The organism is Gardnerella sp. DNF01151 (genome assembly GCF_049244235.1).
Taxonomy (GTDB): domain Bacteria; phylum Actinomycetota; class Actinomycetes; order Actinomycetales; family Bifidobacteriaceae; genus Bifidobacterium; species Bifidobacterium swidsinskii.
Genome location: NZ_CP058389.1, coordinates 804491 through 822535, shown reverse-complemented (window position 1 = coordinate 822535; position 18045 = coordinate 804491). Strand labels below are relative to the sequence as shown.

Below are 18045 nucleotides of genomic sequence, written 5' to 3'. Positions count from 1 at the left end.
TCTTTGCAACAAGACTTATAAGCAAAACCTTATAAACTCTATTCATGATGCTCTGAAGCACTAGAAGTGGTATAACCCTTAGGCTCAAGCTGGAAAGTAGTGTGAGACACAGAAACAGGAAAATGCTCGCGCAAGCAGTCCTGAAGCTGGGAAAGCACCTGAGAGCATTGAGACATTGTCATATTAGGATCCACAACAACATGTGCCATAAAAATCGGCATACCAGTAGAGACAGTACTAGCGTGCAAATCATGAACTGCAAGAACATGAGGAACATGCTCTAGATGTTCACGAACTTTGTTTAAATCAAGACCTTCAGGAGTCTGCTCAAGAAGAACCTTAACAGCATTCTTAAGAAGCTTTAACGCACGAGGAATCATAAGAAGCGCAATAATACCGCCAGCTAAAGCATCAAAACCTGCCCAACCTGTACTCATCATTACAATAGCTGAGACTACAACTGCAACAGATCCAAGAGCATCGTTCATAACCTCAAGAAAAGCAGCACGCATATTCATATTGTCTTGCGATTGAGACATAAGAATTACAAGAGAACCTAAATTCGCAGCTAAACCAAGTATACCAAAGAATAGCAGCTGATTTACATCGTGAATGCCTTGATGACCACTACCAAAAAGACGCATTCCAGCTTCAACAAGAGCATACACTCCTACAAGCAGTAAAATAAGAGCTCCCGCAGCAGCTGTAATAACTTCAAGACGCGCCCAACCCCACGTGCGCTTACTATTTGGACGACGACGCATAAGAATTGCAGTAACTGTTGAAGCTGCAAGAACGGAAATGTCTGTAAGCATATGACCTGCGTCTATAAGCAGCGACAAAGAATTGGTTATGAAAGAACCAATTACCTCAGCAAAAAACACAATTGCAGTAAGAGAAAGCGTAAGAAGCAAACGATGCTGATGCGCATGACTTGCGTGAATTGCTTCTGCTTGGGAAGCTGCGTTGGCATTGTTGTAATTAGTATCGAAAGAGTTGGCATTTGCATTCGCACTGCTTGAGTGTGAATCAGTGTCACTAGTTCGAATTACATCGTTATGATTATGCACTTTCCAGTCTCCTAAAATATTAAAATATTTGGACGATATTGTTTCTCAATATCATTCGCATTTTGCCTTATACGTAATGAACCCCAGCCTAAGCCGGGGTTCACTATTATCAATTACTTTGTCTATGACTATGTAATCACAAGCTGTCAACATGCATGCATTATGAGTTATAGGTAAAACCAACAGAAAAGCAAAAGCGCCACACAGCTAAAAACTGTGCAGCGCTTTGTTTGTGCCTCCGGTGGGACTCGGACCCACAAGCCCGTAAGGGCGTCAGATTTTAAGTCTGATGCGTATGCCAATTCCGCCACAGAGGCAGCAATCACTTATTATGCCATATATCTAAGCAAAGAACAAGCTCAGCGTGTGGCGAGTAACTTTCTTCCCAAATCAATCGTAATTCCGTCAAGCAAACCATGCTCACTTGCAACAAACGTATCCAAAACCCCACCGTGATCCTCATACGCAGCTTTTGCTAATCTCTCCAACACACGGCTCCAAATCACTGCTCCACCGCCGACAACATCCACACGCCCTGGGTGAATCGTCGCATACGTGCGCCTGCAGTCCCTAGGCATACGCAAAAATCGATTATTAACAGCATAAGCCTGCTCTAACCCAATACGCACACCATCGACAGCAGTATGATCATAATGCTGTAATCCCATAGTCAAAGCAGCCATAGTTGTCACAGTTCCAGAAACGCCAATAATAGTACGAGCTCGCCCTGCAGGGACAACTTTGAAAGCATCATCAATATGCTTGTCAATATCTTCAATCGCAGCTTGAATTTCCTCTTCAGTAGGAGGATCAGTATGCAAATGCCTTTCCGTCATTCTAACGGAACCAACATTCATGGAGTACGCCGCAGAAACCTTGTGCGTTGGCAAGCAGTCCCCATCCCCTCCAAGCACTAACTCAGTAGAACCTCCACCTAAATCAACTACGAGATACGGTGGCTGCAACTCATCGCGAGACACAACGCTTGTTGCACCAAGGAAGCTAAGAGCTGCCTCTTCAGTACCACTAATAACTTCAGGACGAACACCAAGCTCATCAATCATCATTTGTTCAAAAATCTCACGATTTTCAGCATCTCGTGTAGCTGAAGTTGCCACAAAACGAATCGCATCAACTGGATGTTCTTTCAAAACTTGCGCAAATTCGTGCGCAGCCTCCCTCACTCGTTCCAAAGCGTCATCTGCGAAACGATGAGTTTCGTCAATTCCCTGACCTAGTCTAACGACGCGAAGCATACGAGGCACAATATCTTTCATTCCATGCTCAGAAACTTGCGCAATTTTTAGTCGAATAGAATTCGTACCACAGTCAATTGCGGCAACCTGTACTGTTTTTTCTGCACAAGTAGTCGTGTCACTTTTCACAGCTTCGCCCTCTGCAGTTTTATCTTTTGCAACCGTTTCGTCTTCCACAACAACTTCCGTTTCAGTAGCATATGCATCATCGCTCCACGGAGTAGTACAGCGGCACACGCTAGGATCAAACTCATCTTTAATGCGCTCTAACACCATATCACCAATAGGATTTACACCTTTGCCCATTACCAATGTTTGCGCAAGCAAAGCATGCAAGCATTTAGCACGAACTGGCATTCCACCAGCGCTCATCTGACTAATATGCTCTTCACTATCCCCCAAAGACACAGCTAATTCATGACGGAATTCCAAATAATACTTATGCGCACGCTCATATTGTTTCTTCAGATCTTCGTCCGATTGCAATAGCTCGTTATATTCTCGCATAATACCGTCTGCTTCTACGCGAGACACCGCTTTTACAGCTTCAGGACAGGTAAGGTAGCATGTAGTTGGGAATGGTGTGCCATCTTCTAAACATGGTCTAGTAATAACAGCAAGAGGTCTACCACAAACGCAACGCGCACCAACAGCTACCATTCCTCTAGGGAATCTTCCAAGTTGCTTTTCAACAATTGTACGCTCAGCATCACTTGCAGGTGTAGTAAATAAACGTTTCACAGCTTCTTCTGGAATATATTTCTTATTACTGTTCTGCATTTTATCTGAACTTTCTTGGCTGCTAGCCATGCGTTTCTACTCCTGTTAAAGCTGTTTTACAAATAAATAATCTTTTACTTTATCAGTTTATATGTTATAAGGATGGCACAGTATCTGGTTTGTCTGCTTTATGTATTGCATACATTAAGTCACTATACCAAGGCAAGACTGAATGAGTCTTAGTTTCGCTATTTTCTTGAGCAAATTCATTCGGAACTTTTCCAGTTACTGCTTCAGGATGCTCTACGCGAACAGCCTGCTCACCGGGAAAAATAAAGCCGAGACGATCTCTAGCTTGAGCGGTAACGTATGCTTTGTCTTTCCATCGGTCAATATTATTATCCAACGTACGTTTTTGTTCACGTAAATCACTTTCTTCACGCTGAAGTGCATGAAGCTCAGACAAGCTTAACGCATAATTTCTAACTGTTGAAATGCATTCAATTGAACTAACGGTAACTACAAAAACCATAAATAAAAACACGAGCGGTCCTGAAAGTAGTCGACGCTGTTGCAATGGTGCTACATCTTCACCTAATGCTGTTTTACGACGCTTTTTCATAACCATACTCTCTAAATTACTTGATGTATTCGACGTGAAAACATCATACATTCCGCTAATATCTTACGCGCTTTTAGATGCAAAATGCTGTTGTGCCACATTTACAGTCACGCTACATTTACAGTAACTCACATTTATTCGTTATTAAAATTAAAAAAACTGACGAACAAAACTGCAAAAAAAATATTCAAATTTTTCTACTTAAACCAGTAATTTCTATTAATAACATCGATCATTTCAACTAATTGCTTTGTTTCTGCAATATCATGAGCACGTATTACACGTCCACCAGCCATAAACATCGCTGTTTCTGCAACTAAAGTGACAGGCAAACGATCTTCTTTATCTAAATTAAAAAGCTTCTTACCAAAGCCTTTTCTAGAAATCGCAACCAGTATTGGTCGACCAAAACGATGCAATTGATTAATATTGCGCATCATTGCATAATCTTGTTCACCATCAGCAACCTTTGCATAGCCAATTCCTTGATCAAGAATAATCCTATTTAAGTCAACTCCTCCATCAACAAGCATTTTTAAATTATCACTAAAGAATTGACACATAACCTTTGTTAAATTGTCATATTCTGTATCTCTATTGCTATGCATTGTTACTAATCCAACGTTAGAATCTGCCATAAGCTTTACTTTTTCTGGAGAATCAAACGCACGAACATCATTTATAATATCTACGCCAGCTTCAATTGCAGCTTCCATTACAGGTAACTTGTAAGTGTCTACTGCTACAGCAATTTGAGGATAATTTTTGTGAATATACTTAATAGCAGGTATAACGCGCCTTATTTCCTCTTCTGGAGTAATTTCTAAATAACCGCCAGGTTTTGTAGTTTGACCGCCTACTTCTATAACAGCAGCACCAGCTTCAACTATTTCTTTAATATGGCTATTTACCTCGTCTTCACTTTGGTACTTGCCACCATCATAGAATGAGTCAGGAGTAATATTCAAAATCGCGTAAACTATCGGCTTGTCAAGTGTATCAAAGCAGAATCGCCCTGCATTCCACACAATTGCTTTTTGCTTTAATAGCGAGCGCAAACTTGCAAGTAATTCTTGATCTTCGTACCATGCTTTTTCGCACTCTTGCATAAAAGGTTTAAGAGCAATAAGCGGCAAAATAAAGTCAATAGAAGACTCGGAAACTTTGATAGCTGTATCAAAATGATCGAGAAAATCAGCTACTTTGTTTAAATCGTTTTCACTAATATTTTCCCACGTGCATAAAATTTTTTGATTTACGCAAAGATCCTGCAGTAACGCTATATCTGCAATATTTTTAGAAGATACATTCTCCAAATTACTTTCAATAATTCGCATTTGTATTCTTTCTTTCTAAAACCTCATATTTAAAACTAAATTTATATTCCAAACTAATTAAAAACTTCGCTACTTTCAATAATATTAATCCAATTAGTGTCGCTAGTTTTATTAAGCTTATCTTGGATAAGCTCATGATAATTAGCATCGTCTGCGCTTATTTCAAGCAAAGGAACTAATACGAATCTGCGATTATCTCTTTCTTTGTGCGGAATCGTAAGATTTTCACTTTTTATAGTTTGACCACCAAAATCAATAATATCTAAATCGATTGTTCGAGGACCCCAACGAACTATGCGCTTTCTGTGAAGACGCTGTTCAATATCATGAATAAAATCAAGCAATTCAAAAGCTGTTAAATCAGTGTCCAAGCGTAAAGCAATGTTATAAAAACTGTCTTGCACTACGTCACCAACTGGTTCAGTTTCATACACTGAAGAAACGATAATATTGCTTATATGCGAATTTTGCTTCAATAGCGAAACAGCTTGACGCAAATTAAGTAATCTATCACCTATATTACTTCCAACACTTATGTATGCACTAGAAATCATATTTCCCCCAAAAAAAATAATTCAATTTATAGTTAAAAGTATATATCATGAACAGTTAGGACTAGCCAACTTTATGAATTCAAACAATAAATAATCTAATATCAAAAATTTTTATAACAAAAATGTCGCTGTAAATTCAATACTCTTGAAGAGCAATCAAACCTACAACGACATTTTCCAATACGCTTTTATCTAAAATCTGTAAAATATTTTAGATTCAAAAGTAGTATTTTTTAGTTATTTTATTTTTTGACTTATCTATTCTGCTTGAGCTTTACTCAAAATTGTATCTGCAGAATGTTGCAATTTTTGCAACTCTTCTTGAGTCAAATCAAGCTGGCATTGTTTAACAATTCCTTCTCTACCAACAATTGCTGGGTAAGAAAGATAAGAATGGTATTCTTCGCGATAGTTTGAAACAGGCATTTGCTCTTTAGAATCCGAAAGAACTGCATCCACTAAACGAACTGCAGCAGCAGCAATACCGTAGTTTGTGTACTTCTTTCCGTAGAACACAGTAAAACCGCCTTCACGAGTTTCCTCATCAATAGCGTCTAAATTCATGTTCTTTTCTTTAATAAGCTCTGTTATAGGCTGCTCAAAGACTTTAACAGTAGACCACGCAACGAATTGCGAATCACCGTGCTCTCCTAAGCTATATCCCTTAACAGCCTTTGGATGCACGCCAAAGAACTTGCCTACTGCACGATGCAAGCGCGCAGAATCAAGCAAAGTGCCAGTTCCAATAATCTTTTCGTAAGGAAGACCAGTAGCTTCCTTGTAAAGCTGGCAAATAGCGTCGCAAGGATTTGTTATGTCGATTAAAACACCGTGGAATCCAGAAGCCTTAATCTTTGCACCAACTTCTGCAACTTCCTTACGATTATACTTAAGCTCTGCAAAACGATCTGGATGAGGAACGTCCAAAAGCTTTATGTGACCCAAGGCGCTTACGATTACCTCTACGTCTTTTAATGCTTCATAATCATTAACCGTAATATTAACGTTAAAAGGCACATTATCCATTGAATCTTCAAAATCCAATGCGTCGGCATTCACCTTTGCCTCGTTTGTATCATAAAGGTACAAATCATCAGCGTGACCGCCAACAACAAGTTGATGCGCTACTGCTGCACCAACGTTTCCCATGCCTATAACTGCGACTTTTCTCATATGAAACATCTCCTTCCGTTTTTAGTTTTCCATAAAAAATAGCACTATTTTGATGAGAATAAAAGTAATGTTAGAAAAATTTATATATTTTTTCAAAAAATCGCTAAAATATACGAAAAACGGTCAGCCATAAACACGACTGACCGTTAAAACTCAAAGACTCAAGAAGCCACTAAGTTACTTAAAACTAAAAGTTACTTCATATACTTCTTGCAAGCCTTGAATGCGCTGTAACCAGCATACTGAGCGGTAGAACCAAGCTCTTCCTCAATCTCAAGCAAGCGGTTGTACTTAGCAATACGCTCGCCACGAGCAGGAGCACCAGTCTTGATTTGGCCAGTGTTCTTAGCAACAGCAAGATCAGAAATGGTGGTATCTGGAGTCTCGCCAGAACGATGGGAAACCATAGAAGTGAAGCCGTTCTTAGTTGCAAGCTCAATAGCGTCGAGGGTTTCGGTAACGGAACCAATCTGGTTCAACTTCACGAGCAAGGAGTTAGCTGCACCAAGCTCAATACCCTTAGCCAAACGCTTTGGATTGGTGACGAGCAAGTCATCGCCAACGAACTGCAAGCGATCACCAAGACGCTTGGTGATTTCTGCCCAATCATCCCATCCTTCTTCCTGGAATGGATCTTCAATGGAAACGATTGGATACTCGTTGATGAGCTTCTCGTAGTAATCAAGCATGTAAGCAGATTCGCGCTCTTCGCCATCGAAACGATACTTACCAGTTTCCTTGTTGTAGAACTCAGAAGAAGCAACGTCAAGAGAAATACCAATCTGCTTGCCTGGCTCGTAGCCAGCGGCTGCAATTGCATCCATGATGTACTTCAAGGAATCCTCATTGGACTTCATCTTTGGAGCGAAGCCACCTTCGTCGCCAAGACCAGTAGCCAAGCCTTCCTTCTTCAAAACATTCTTCAAGGTGTGATAAACCTCAACACCAGCGCGCAAAGCATCGCTGTAGGTTGCGAAACCGTAAGGAGAAATCATGTACTCCTGAATATCGGTTGCGAAATCAGCGTGAGCACCACCGTTCATGATGTTCATGTTTGGAACTGGAAGAATGTGACCATTGGTGCCGCCAATGTAGCGGTACAACGGAAGCTGAGCGGATTCAGCAGCAGCGTAGAGAGCAGCGAGGGAAACGCCGAGAATTGCGTTAGCACCAAGCTTGCCCTTGTTTGGCGTGCCATCAAGCTCAATCATCGTCTCATCAAGAGCGCGCTGATCGGTGGCATCCATGCCAATAACCTTAGGTGCAATTACCTCGTTGACAGCCTTAACAGCTTCCAACGTGCCCTTGCCTTGATAACGGGACTTGTCGCCATCGCGACGTTCCCAAGCTTCAGCCTCACCAGTAGAAGCACCAGAAGGCACTAAACCAATACCCTGAGCGCCATCTTCGGTCTCCAAATAAACCTGAACAGTAGGATTTCCACGAGAATCCAAAATTTCGCGTGCATATACGCTTTCAATAGCTGCCACAACTACTCCTTTATACCTATGGGTTGTGATGACTCTTTTAAGATTAGTGCGTTTTATGGACGTTATATTGAATACCAGCGTATTTATGCCGTGAACGTTCACAATATTTTGATTCAACTCGAGTCATATGAGCCAATTGTATATTTTTAAGCAATATTGTTTATAAATATCGATTTAAAATATACTTGTCCATACCCTTAAGTGATAATGACCTCAGACACGGGGTGCGCAACTACATCGTGCCAAACAACAATACATATAGTGTTGCGCTGAGAATACACTCGTTGAACCTGATATAGCTAAAACTATCGAAGGGATTGTCGCATGACTTACAGTTCGCCTAATAAAGCGAAGAACATATTGAAGATTGCATTTAAAGCGGTATCTTCATGTAAAGTGTGGATTTCAACTATCCTCATTTTGGTTTTGTGGTTTTTCACAACTCTTTCTCCAACCGAAGACCGTTCTTTGCCATCCCCATATGAAGTAATACAAGCTTTTATTGATTTAAACAACGAAGGCATATTATTAAAATCCTTAGGAATAAGTATTTTACGAGTTCTTTTAGGACTTTTGTTAGGAATTATTTTTGCTGTTCCAGCAGGAATACTTGCAGGAGGCAGTAAGCTTGGCAATATTGTAGTTGATAAACCAAGCCACATGTTGAGGTCAATCCCATTCCCGGCTTTAGCTCCAATATTAATAATTTTCCTCGGAATAGATGAAACGATGAAAATAGCACTTATAGCTGTCGGTGTTTTTGGACCTATGTACGTTAATATTCGCGACGGAGTTCGTAATATTGATTCAAAACTTCTTGAATTAGCGCAGGTTTATCACGTTAAAAAATCTACTATTTTTATATCTATTTTGCTTCGCGGCACACTTCCAAGTTTTATGACAGGTTTGCGATTTGCAATATCTGTAGCATGGGTTGCATTAGTGACTTGCGAAACAGTTAATTCTTCTATTGGAATTGGATACATTCTTTCAAGAGCACAAGAATTCTTTAGACCAGATCAAATGATGGCATGCGTTATTATGTACGCAATTGCAGGTCTTGGATCTGAGCTTACTGCAAACATATTAGAGTATCTTCTTATACCTGAACGCAGATTAAATAAAAAATCACGCCAATAATCTAGTAATATCAACATTTTTCTAAAGTTAACTACTTTTTAAAATGCATTAAATTGCTTTTTAAGAATTAGTCAATATTTAGATTCAACAACCAAACAATAACAACCAAACAAACAACAGATAAACAAAACAACAAACAAAACAACAAACAAAAGGAGCTGTATATCATGGCCAATTTAAAAATGCGATTTTCTAAAAAGAGCATTATTGCGTTAATCTGCGCTGCTTGTGCAACTGTATCTCTTGCAGCTTGCGGAAGCTCACAAAAATCATCAAACGCTTCTTCAAAAGAAGATGCTGGAACTATGAGAGTTGCTTATCTTTCTACAGCAAATTATCTAACTACTTTGAAAAATGAGAAATTCCTTCAAGAAGAATTTGGAAAATCTAAAGTAACTTACACTGGTCCTTACACTCCAGTTGACGGTCTTACTGCTGTGATGAGCGGAAATGCAGATGCTACAACTACTGGAACTGGACGCTTCATTGATTTGATTGCTGAAGGACAGCCATGGGTAGCTTTTGCGCTCGAATATTACAATGGTGATTCTCAAGGAATCGTTGCATCCGCAAAAAGCGGAGTGAAAACACTAAAAGACTTATATGGTAAGAAAGTTGCTATTATTCACAACGGCGACACTGGCGATTACATGCTTCACCGCGCATTTGATAAAAGCGGTTTAGACGTTTCTAAAGTTAACAAAGTTGAGATGAGCCCTAAGAACTTCCAGGCAGCATTTACTTCTGGACAGATTGACGCAATTTCCTCATTCGATCAGAATCTTGCTGCAGCAATGACAACTCCAGGCGCAAAATTGCTTGTAAATGCTAAAAAGTACGGCAATATGAACGTTACTATTCACATTGTTTCTAAGAGCTTTGCCAAAAAGCATCCAGATCTTGTTAAGAAGATGTACAAGGCTCTTGTTCGCGAAGCAGAAAAGTCTCATAAAGAAAACAATGTTATTGGAAACGCATACAAGCAGCTCGGAGCAAGCGAAACTATTATTAAGCAAATTGAAAAGTTTGACAATCCAACTATTCGTCCAATCGATGAAAAAGGTTTGAAAATGATGGAAACTCAGGCTAAAGAATACGTGAAATATGGTTTAATTAAGCAAGCTCCAAAGAATTTGAAAGATTCTGTAATGGATTGCGCAAAGTAAATTAATTCATTTATCATTTATCCATAAAACACATATTCATAAAAAACAAAATTAAATATCAAAATAAAATAATATATAACTGATTAATCAAAATTAAAACAAAGTTATATAACAAGATTATATAAACATGATTTAAAGCAACGCAGTAGGAGTAAATATGAACACTCAAATAGAAGAAAACTATGAGACTAAAGATAACTCTTACTGCGTTACTCTAGAACATATTGGCGTGACTTTTAAAAATAACGCTAAAATATTACGAGATATAAATCTAAATATTAAAAAAGGCGAATTCGTATCTCTAATAGGACGCTCAGGATGCGGAAAAACCACTCTTCTTAAAGTTATTTCAGGATTAATCAAACCTGATTCTGGAACAATAAACGTCACACAACATCAAGCAATAGGTTTCCAAGATGCAAGATTAATACCATGGCTAACAGTAAGTAAGAACGTAGTTTTCGGCATGCAAGGAAACAAATCAGAACTAAAATCTATTGCAGAAAAAGCTCTTAACGATATGCAACTTAATAATTATGGTTCGAAATGGCCATCAGAACTTTCAGGTGGTCAAGCCCAACGAGTCTCATTAGCTAGAGCTTTAGTTCATAATCCTGAATTACTACTTTTAGACGAGCCTTTCGGAGCATTAGACGCTTTAACTCGTTTAGACATGCAAGATTTGCTTGATAATCTAAGGCAAAAACATGGCTGGACCACGATAATGGTCACGCACGATATTTCCGAAGCAGTAAGACTTTCTGACAGAATTCTTATGATCAAAGACGGAATTATTGAGAAAAACTGGAATATTGATCGAAGCCAACTTGATGCACAAAAGCGTCCAAATAATCACGTTGAAATAGAAGACGAACTACGCATGGCATTGCAATAAATATTTTTAACACTTATATTGCAACAGATATTACAAATCACCACGCTAAGTCTTCAAGTAATTGCTTAGACCACTTAAGAATATCTGATTCACTCATTGAACCAGACCCGAGTGAAGATTCAAAAGGAGCTGGAACAATAAGCATATGAGTAAGAGGACGATACTGCAATCCTTTATAAATACGCTTCAAACGCATCATCACAGACTCTTTTGGATCGATGCCAACAACTCGCACTGATTTTCCTTGAGAGCTGATTTGCGTAATACCAATCTCGCGTGCTTTAAAACGCAAACGAGCAACATCACACAAAGACTCAAACTCTTCAGGTGGATTACCAAAGCGATCAAGAAGCTCATCGTGAAGTTCTTGCAAATCACTATTATCCTTAGCAGCAGCAAGCTTCCTGTACGCTTCCAAACGAAGCTTGTCAGAGGCAATATAATCAACTGGAAGAGAAGCTTCAACAGGAAGATCAATAGTTACGCAAACAGGCTCAACTCTTTCAGGTTCCTTATATTTTTCAACAGCTTCAGAAACCATACGAACATACAAATCAAATCCAACACCCTCAATGTGTCCACTTTGCTCATCTCCAAGCAAATTTCCAGTTCCGCGCAATTCCAAATCTTTCATCGCAACATCAAAACCAGAACCAAGCGCAGTATGCTGAGCAATTGTTGAGAGCCTATCGTGAGATTGTTGTGTCATAGGCTTAGACGGATCATACAAAAAGTAAGCGTAAGCACGCTCATGACCTCTACCTACTCGACCACGAAGCTGATGCAACTGGCTTAAACCGAATCTATCTGCGTGATCGACAATAAGTGTATTCGCATTAGAAATATCAAGACCTGTTTCAATAATCGTTGTACAAACAAGCACATCAATATCTCTATGCCAAAAATCACGAATAACAGCATCGAGCTGCTTCTCACCCATTTTTCCATGAGCAATAGCAACACGAACATCTGGCACAAGCTCCTGAATCTTACTTGCAACAGAACTAATATCTTCAACGCGATTATGGACGTAAAAAACCTGACCCCCACGCAACAATTCACGCTTAATGCATGCAGCAACTTGAGAATTATCATACGCACCAACGTATGTAAGCACTGGAAGCCTATCTTCTGGAGGAGTTGCAAGAGTAGACATTTCACGAATCCCAGTTACAGCCATTTCAAGAGTTCTAGGAATTGGCGTTGCCGAAAGACTTAATACGTCAACGTTTGTGCGCAAAGCTTTAAGCGTTTCCTTATGTTCCACACCAAAACGCTGCTCTTCGTCAATAATAACCAAACCTAAATCTTTGAACTTTATACTAGGATTCAAAAGCTTATGCGTTCCAATAACAACGTCAATGCTTCCATCTTGCAATCCAGCTAAAGTTTCTTCAATCTCTTTAGAAGTTTGGAATCTACTCATTGCAGCAACTTTTACAGGGAATCCTTCAAAGCGATTTGTAAAAGTCTCGTAATGCTGCTGAACAAGCAAGGTCGTTGGAACTAAAACAACAACTTGCTTGGAATCCTGCACAGCTTTAAAAGCTGCACGTAACGCAATTTCAGTTTTACCAAAACCAACATCTCCACAAATTAAGCGATCCATTGGGATTGGGTTTTCCATATCTGCTTTTACTTCATCAATAGTTGTAAGCTGATCAGCAGTTTCTTGATAAGGAAATGCGTCTTCCAACTCTTTTTGCCAAGGAGTATCTTTACTAAATGCAAATCCGCGAGATTGCTGCCGTGCTGAATAAAGTTTAATAAGATTTTCAGCAATTTCATGAACATGCTTTTTAGCCTTTGCTTTAGTTTGAGCCCAGTCGGAACCTCCGAGCTTGTTAAGCTTTGGTATTTCTGCACCTATATATTTACTCACTAAATCAAGCTGATCAGTTGGAATAAAAAGCTTATCGTTAGGAGCGTTACGTTTGCTAGGAGCATATTCAATGACTAAATATTCGCGAGTTGCACTGCCACCCGAAACAGCAATATTACGTTGTTTCATGCCAACAAAACGTCCAATACCATGCTGCTCGTGCACAACGAAATCACCAGGCTTTAGTTCCATTAGGTCGATTGCTTTGCGCCTGCGTTTTGGAGTTTTTAGTTGAGCTGATGCAGAAGATTTACCTGTCAGATCACGCTCTGTAAGAATCGCGATACGCGCAACATTATCAATGAAGCCATCCGAAATACTTGAGCGCACTGTAGTAAATTCATGTACACCAGTCGCATATATAGCGCGCCTCAAGCGTGCAAGAGTACCAGAAGCAGCTGCAGTAATAGTTACAGCAAAACCATTGTCAACAAGAGAAGTGATGCCGCCAGAAACTTTCGATTCATCTCCTCGAAACTCTTGTGGCGCCGATGCTGGCAAAGTAATATTTCCATAAATTTGATTGTCAACACCAAAAGATGTTAATTTCCATACGTCATGATTAGACAATTCTAACGATGAAATCGTTTCATCAAAATCCAAGAAATTAGCTTGATCGAATGTTATTGGAGCTCCAGAACCGTGACCAGAAGCAGCAACATGCCAACTAGCTGCTAAGAATTCGTTAGCTGTAGCAGTTACATCATCTGCAGCTCTACGGCATTTTTCGGGATCAGATAGAATAATAACAGATTCCTTTGGAAGCATATTTTGCACTGATTCCATGCGATCAACTAGTGCAGGCAACAAAGACTCCATACCTTCTACAGGTATAGAATTTGCGATTGATTCAAGCATATCGTCAGCATTTGGAATTGAGCCAATAAGAGAACGCGCACGCTTGCAAATTTTTTCTGTAATCTGAAGCTCACGACAAGGCGTAGCCCAAATACTTGCAATATTATTGCCATAAGTGCGCTGATCAGAAGCATGAAATTGCTTTATAGTATCAATTTCATCACCAAAAAATTCAATTCTCACAGGATGTGTCATCGTTGGCGCAAAAACGTCAATAATTCCACCGCGAACAGCAAACTCTCCGCGTTCCATAACCAAATCAACACGAGTATATGCGTTTTCTACCAAACGTTTCACAGCATATTCAAGAGTTAATTCTTTTCCGCACTCAAATAACAGAGGATCTATATCACCAATGCCTTCAACTATAGGCTGAATAAGCGATCGCACAGGCATAACCAACACGCGAATCGGACCAAAAAGTGATGTGTTATTTTCAGGATGGCAAAGCCTACGAAACACTGCAATCCTGCTAGCAACAGTATCTGCCCTAGGCGAAAGCCTTTCATGAGGTAACGTTTCCCACGCTTCTAATTTAGCAACGTCTTGAGCATCACCATCGTACCAATCACGCACAGACGCAATAAAATCTTCAGCATCTCTACTCGATGGAACAATAACAACAACTGGCTTTTTCTTAGCTAATGCAGCAACAATAGCAGAACGAATTCCAATAGGAGAAGAAATTGTTAAATCTTCACTTATTGAATCTAAATCTTTACGATTTTTATTTGCACTTTCGCAACAATAATCAGATATCGCATCAAGATCATATTCAGATAAAGCTTTAAAAAGTGAGTCCTTAGTTGATAAATCATTAAGAATATCTCTCAAGCTTATTACTGAAATATCATCAGTCTTATCATTCTTGTTATTTTTGATATTAGACCTGCTATCAGCGGCCATTAAACTTCTCCTGCGTTGCTACTAATCCATGGAAAATAATACTTTCTGCAGCATCAGCACCATCTGCTAAAAAGTTTGGAAGATCGGATTTTTGAGCTGCAGCAAAACCTCCAAGAACCCAATTGACTGTATTATCGTGCGCGTGAGCACCACGCTGCGCATGACCAACACCCATTCTCACTCGAGAATATTGAGGAGTACCAAGAGAGCGATCGATAGAACGAATACCGTTATGTCCTCCCGCAGAGCCTCCTGCTTTTACTTTAATACGCCCAAAATCTAAATCCATATCATCATGAATTATCACAATATGATCTGGTTCTATTTGATAATAGGAGCTTATAGAAGATACTGCAGCACCAGAATCATTCATAAAAGTCAACGGTTTAGCAAGGAAAAACTTTGCTACGCGACCATCAAGATTCATAACACCTTTGCCAAGTTTAGCTAAACCTTTGTGATCTGAAAGAGATACTGACCAACGTTGTGCCAAAACGTCTGCAACCATAAAACCCATGTTGTGTCGAGTACCCTCATATTTTGTACCAGGATTTCCCAAGCCAGCAATAAGCCAAAAATCCGATGCCATGGCAGACCACTCCCCATTCAAATATTTAGCAAAACAACAAAACGGGCGCATCGATTGTAGCTGAACGTAAAATCACAACTACTCGATACGCCCTTATATACTTCAGCCTATTCTATCAAGACTCAAGTCATTATGTTATTTATTTCAAAAATTCGTCAGTAGACAATTCTTTTGCTTGCGGAGTTTTATGAGTTACTTTGCCTTTAGAATCAGTGTAAGCACCTTCCTTACTTAAGAAGTTAAAGTAAGCTTGAGCGCCTTTAACATCAGTGGTTCCGAACACAAATTTTCCGCTCTTAATATCCGCGCGATTGCCCCAATATTGACCGTCAACAATCATCTTCATGCTACGCTGAACAAACTTTATGTCGAGATTAGCATCTTTTGCTTCTTTCACAAGAATTTCAGAAGCCTCATCAGGATGTTCATAAGCATACTCATATCCGCGCTTTGCAGCTTTAACAAATGCTCGAACAAGCTTAGGGTCTTTAGCTACAGTACGCTTATTTGCGATTATTCCAATAGTATCTGGCTGACCTGGTACACCGTAGTCGCCCTCCATGAAGCAGCGAAGCTTTGGCCCAAACATTTCAGACTGTACACCTTCCCAAGTGCCGTAGAAACCACCAAAATCAGCTTTGCCAGATTCAAGAGTTCTAAAAGTTGAAGTTCCAACAGTCACTTTGTCGAACTTACCTTGACCACCATCGTGTTGAATCATCCTACGAATTACAGCATCACCTTCAGCTGAACCAAAAGTTGCAAAAGTACGACCATCAAAATCTTTTGGAGAATGAATTTTATTGTTCGAAGCAAGTGAACACCAAATAGCACTTGGCTTTTGCTGAACTTGCATAACTTGCTCAAGATTTGCTCCCTTTGTTGAAAAATCAGCAGCATTTGTCAAAGTACTAAGAGCAAAATCAGCAACACCACTATCAACTGCGTGTTCCGAACCAGTCTGAGCAACAGCAAGTATATTGACATCTAATCCAGCATCTTTAAACCATCCTTTATGCTTAGCAACATAAATACCAATATGATTAGTATCCGGTGCCCAAAATAGCATAAACGACACTTTACGAAGATTTGCATTCTTACTACTACTTGCAGATCCACATGCCGAGAAAGAAAATACGCAGCACGCAGAAAGAACAAACGCAAGAGTACGCTTTACAATACGCATATTCATGAGTTCCCTACTTTGTTTCTTGTACCGTTCTTCTGGGAAAGTGACACGAACTCGGCAGAAAACGGTAACAAAGGGCCTAGCTCGCGCCGTTCAATGCCCCTGCGCAGATTCAACCTGCTACAGTTTGCCACACATTGACTCACGAAACATTTAGATTATGCACGGTTAAAGAGACAAATAAAAATCATGTACACTATTAAATTCACAGAAGTTGTGCGCTTCTAATAGAATGGAATGTACATGCTATTTGTAGTCTTAAATAATTCGGTTGGGGCAGCAATCGAAGTCATTTACAGAAAGGAATCGAGTTTTCATGACGCAATCGCGTTTTAAACGTATGCTAATTAAATATCTGCCAACTGTATTTTCTGTAATAGTTTTACTTGTTTTTTGGCAGTACGCATGCGAATATTATAAAATTTCGGAAAATTTGATTCCAACACCATCTTCAATTGCTCAATCAACAGCTGACTCTTTGCCAACTCTATTACCTGCAGCATTAATTACAACACAAGAAACAGTTATCGGTTTTTCTATTGCAATAGTAGTTGGAATTCTTTTAGGTGTTATTTTCCATGTTTGTAAGCTTGTTAAATCTGCTTTATTCCCGCTTTTATGCGCAGCGCAAACTATGCCATTAATTTCTATTGCGCCAATTTTTTTGATTTGGTTTGGTTTTGAAATATCTGGAAAAATTGTAATAGTAATGGTTTTCAGCATGTTCCCTATTGCTGTGCAAACTATACGAGGTCTTGACGCTGTTCCAAGTTTTTATACAGATGTTGCTTTAACTTGTGGAGCAAGCAGAACTTGGACTTTGTGGCATGTTAAATTAAGAGTTGCAGCTCGCCAAATTTTTGGTGGCATACGCATTAGTGCAGCTTATGTTTTTGGAACTGCTTCAACTGCAGAATATTTGGGAGCCAAAGATGGGCTAGGAATTTGGCTTCAATTCGCTTATAACTCATTTAGAACACCACTTATTTTTTCTGCAACAATAGTAATAATAATTCTTACTGCGCTTTTTATGTGCATCGTTAACGTTTGTGAAAGAATTCTGCTTGGCTCAGCAGACGAAGATGAGGATCCAGATAACCAATTGTGAAATGAATTAAAATAGCCCATGTGAGCTACAAAAGTAACGAAAATAACGTAACATTCGCTACTTTTGTAACTCACAAACTGATATATTAAC

The 18045-nt window shown here is 39.4% G+C and carries 14 protein-coding genes, 1 tRNA gene and 1 riboswitch; of the genes, 4 read left to right on the top strand and 11 right to left on the bottom strand.

The genetic code is table 11. From position 1 onward, the window contains the following. Positions 1-38: 38 nt before the first annotated feature. The 8 genes from HXT37_RS03455 to eno all read right to left on the bottom strand — a co-directional run bounded on the left by HXT37_RS03455 (position 39) and on the right by eno (position 8222). The gene (locus HXT37_RS03455; RefSeq protein ID WP_421779766.1) at positions 39-1070 is read right to left on the bottom strand and encodes a cation diffusion facilitator family transporter; all 1032 of its coding nucleotides are present in this window, start codon (positions 1068-1070) and stop codon (positions 39-41) included. Between the two features lie 233 nt (positions 1071-1303). Then, positions 1304-1387, bottom strand: a tRNA-Leu gene (locus HXT37_RS03450). Positions 1388-1429: 42 nt separating this feature from the next. Further along, a complete protein-coding gene (locus HXT37_RS03445) occupies positions 1430-3106 on the bottom strand; it encodes a DUF501 domain-containing protein (protein ID WP_421779787.1) in 1677 nt (558 codons plus the stop codon). 94 nt (positions 3107-3200) lie between these two features. After that, complete coding sequence (locus tag HXT37_RS03440) at positions 3201-3674, bottom strand: FtsB family cell division protein (protein ID WP_076002800.1); 474 nt, start codon at positions 3672-3674, stop codon at positions 3201-3203. Between the two features lie 191 nt (positions 3675-3865). After that, a complete protein-coding gene (gene folP / locus HXT37_RS03435; protein ID WP_288231115.1) occupies positions 3866-5005 on the bottom strand; it encodes a dihydropteroate synthase in 1140 nt (379 codons plus the stop codon). A 53-nt stretch (positions 5006-5058) separates the two neighbouring features. Further along, complete coding sequence (gene folK / locus HXT37_RS03430) at positions 5059-5559, bottom strand: 2-amino-4-hydroxy-6-hydroxymethyldihydropteridine diphosphokinase (protein WP_004119382.1); 501 nt, start codon at positions 5557-5559, stop codon at positions 5059-5061. A gap of 258 nt (positions 5560-5817) precedes the next feature. Then, positions 5818-6732, bottom strand: a complete 915-nt coding sequence (locus HXT37_RS03425) for an L-lactate dehydrogenase (protein WP_033888758.1) — start codon at positions 6730-6732, stop codon at positions 5818-5820. Positions 6733-6926: 194 nt separating this feature from the next. After that, complete coding sequence (gene eno / locus HXT37_RS03420; protein ID WP_004111411.1) at positions 6927-8222, bottom strand: phosphopyruvate hydratase; 1296 nt, start codon at positions 8220-8222, stop codon at positions 6927-6929. Positions 8223-8432: 210 nt separating this feature from the next. Then, positions 8433-8557, top strand: a riboswitch (TPP riboswitch). On the opposite strand from eno, the gene HXT37_RS03415 reads away from it, so the two are divergent. From HXT37_RS03415 to HXT37_RS03405, 3 genes are all read left to right on the top strand, one after another. Further along, on the top strand, positions 8547-9362 hold the full coding sequence (locus HXT37_RS03415; protein WP_004111408.1) for an ABC transporter permease: 816 nt from the start codon (positions 8547-8549) through the stop codon (positions 9360-9362). (Overlaps the previous riboswitch by 11 nt.) Positions 9363-9529: 167 nt before the next feature. Next, entirely contained in the window at positions 9530-10528 is a 999-nt protein-coding gene (locus HXT37_RS03410; RefSeq protein ID WP_033888757.1) for an ABC transporter substrate-binding protein, read from the top strand. A gap of 157 nt (positions 10529-10685) precedes the next feature. Next, entirely contained in the window at positions 10686-11423 is a 738-nt protein-coding gene (locus tag HXT37_RS03405; protein WP_012914090.1) for an ABC transporter ATP-binding protein, read from the top strand. Positions 11424-11460: 37 nt separating this feature from the next. On the opposite strand, the gene mfd is transcribed toward HXT37_RS03405, so the two are convergent. The 3 genes from mfd to HXT37_RS03390 all read right to left on the bottom strand — a co-directional run bounded on the left by mfd (position 11461) and on the right by HXT37_RS03390 (position 16850). Then, positions 11461-15069, bottom strand: a complete 3609-nt coding sequence (gene mfd, locus HXT37_RS03400; RefSeq protein ID WP_421779763.1) for a transcription-repair coupling factor — start codon at positions 15067-15069, stop codon at positions 11461-11463. Then, complete coding sequence (gene pth, locus HXT37_RS03395) at positions 15059-15658, bottom strand: aminoacyl-tRNA hydrolase (protein WP_103013991.1); 600 nt, start codon at positions 15656-15658, stop codon at positions 15059-15061. The genes mfd and pth overlap by 11 nt, the downstream gene beginning before the upstream one ends. Before the next feature lie 139 nt (positions 15659-15797). Continuing rightward, positions 15798-16850 (bottom strand): ABC transporter substrate-binding protein, encoded by a 1053-nt coding sequence (locus HXT37_RS03390; RefSeq protein ID WP_004111395.1) that lies wholly within the window; start codon positions 16848-16850, stop codon positions 15798-15800. Between the two features lie 313 nt (positions 16851-17163). Between HXT37_RS03390 and HXT37_RS03385 the strand changes: the two genes are divergently transcribed. Beyond that, positions 17164-17955: an ABC transporter permease gene (locus HXT37_RS03385; RefSeq protein WP_103013990.1), complete on the top strand. Its 792-nt coding sequence runs from the start codon at positions 17164-17166 to the stop codon at positions 17953-17955. Positions 17956-18045: the final 90 nt, after the last annotated feature.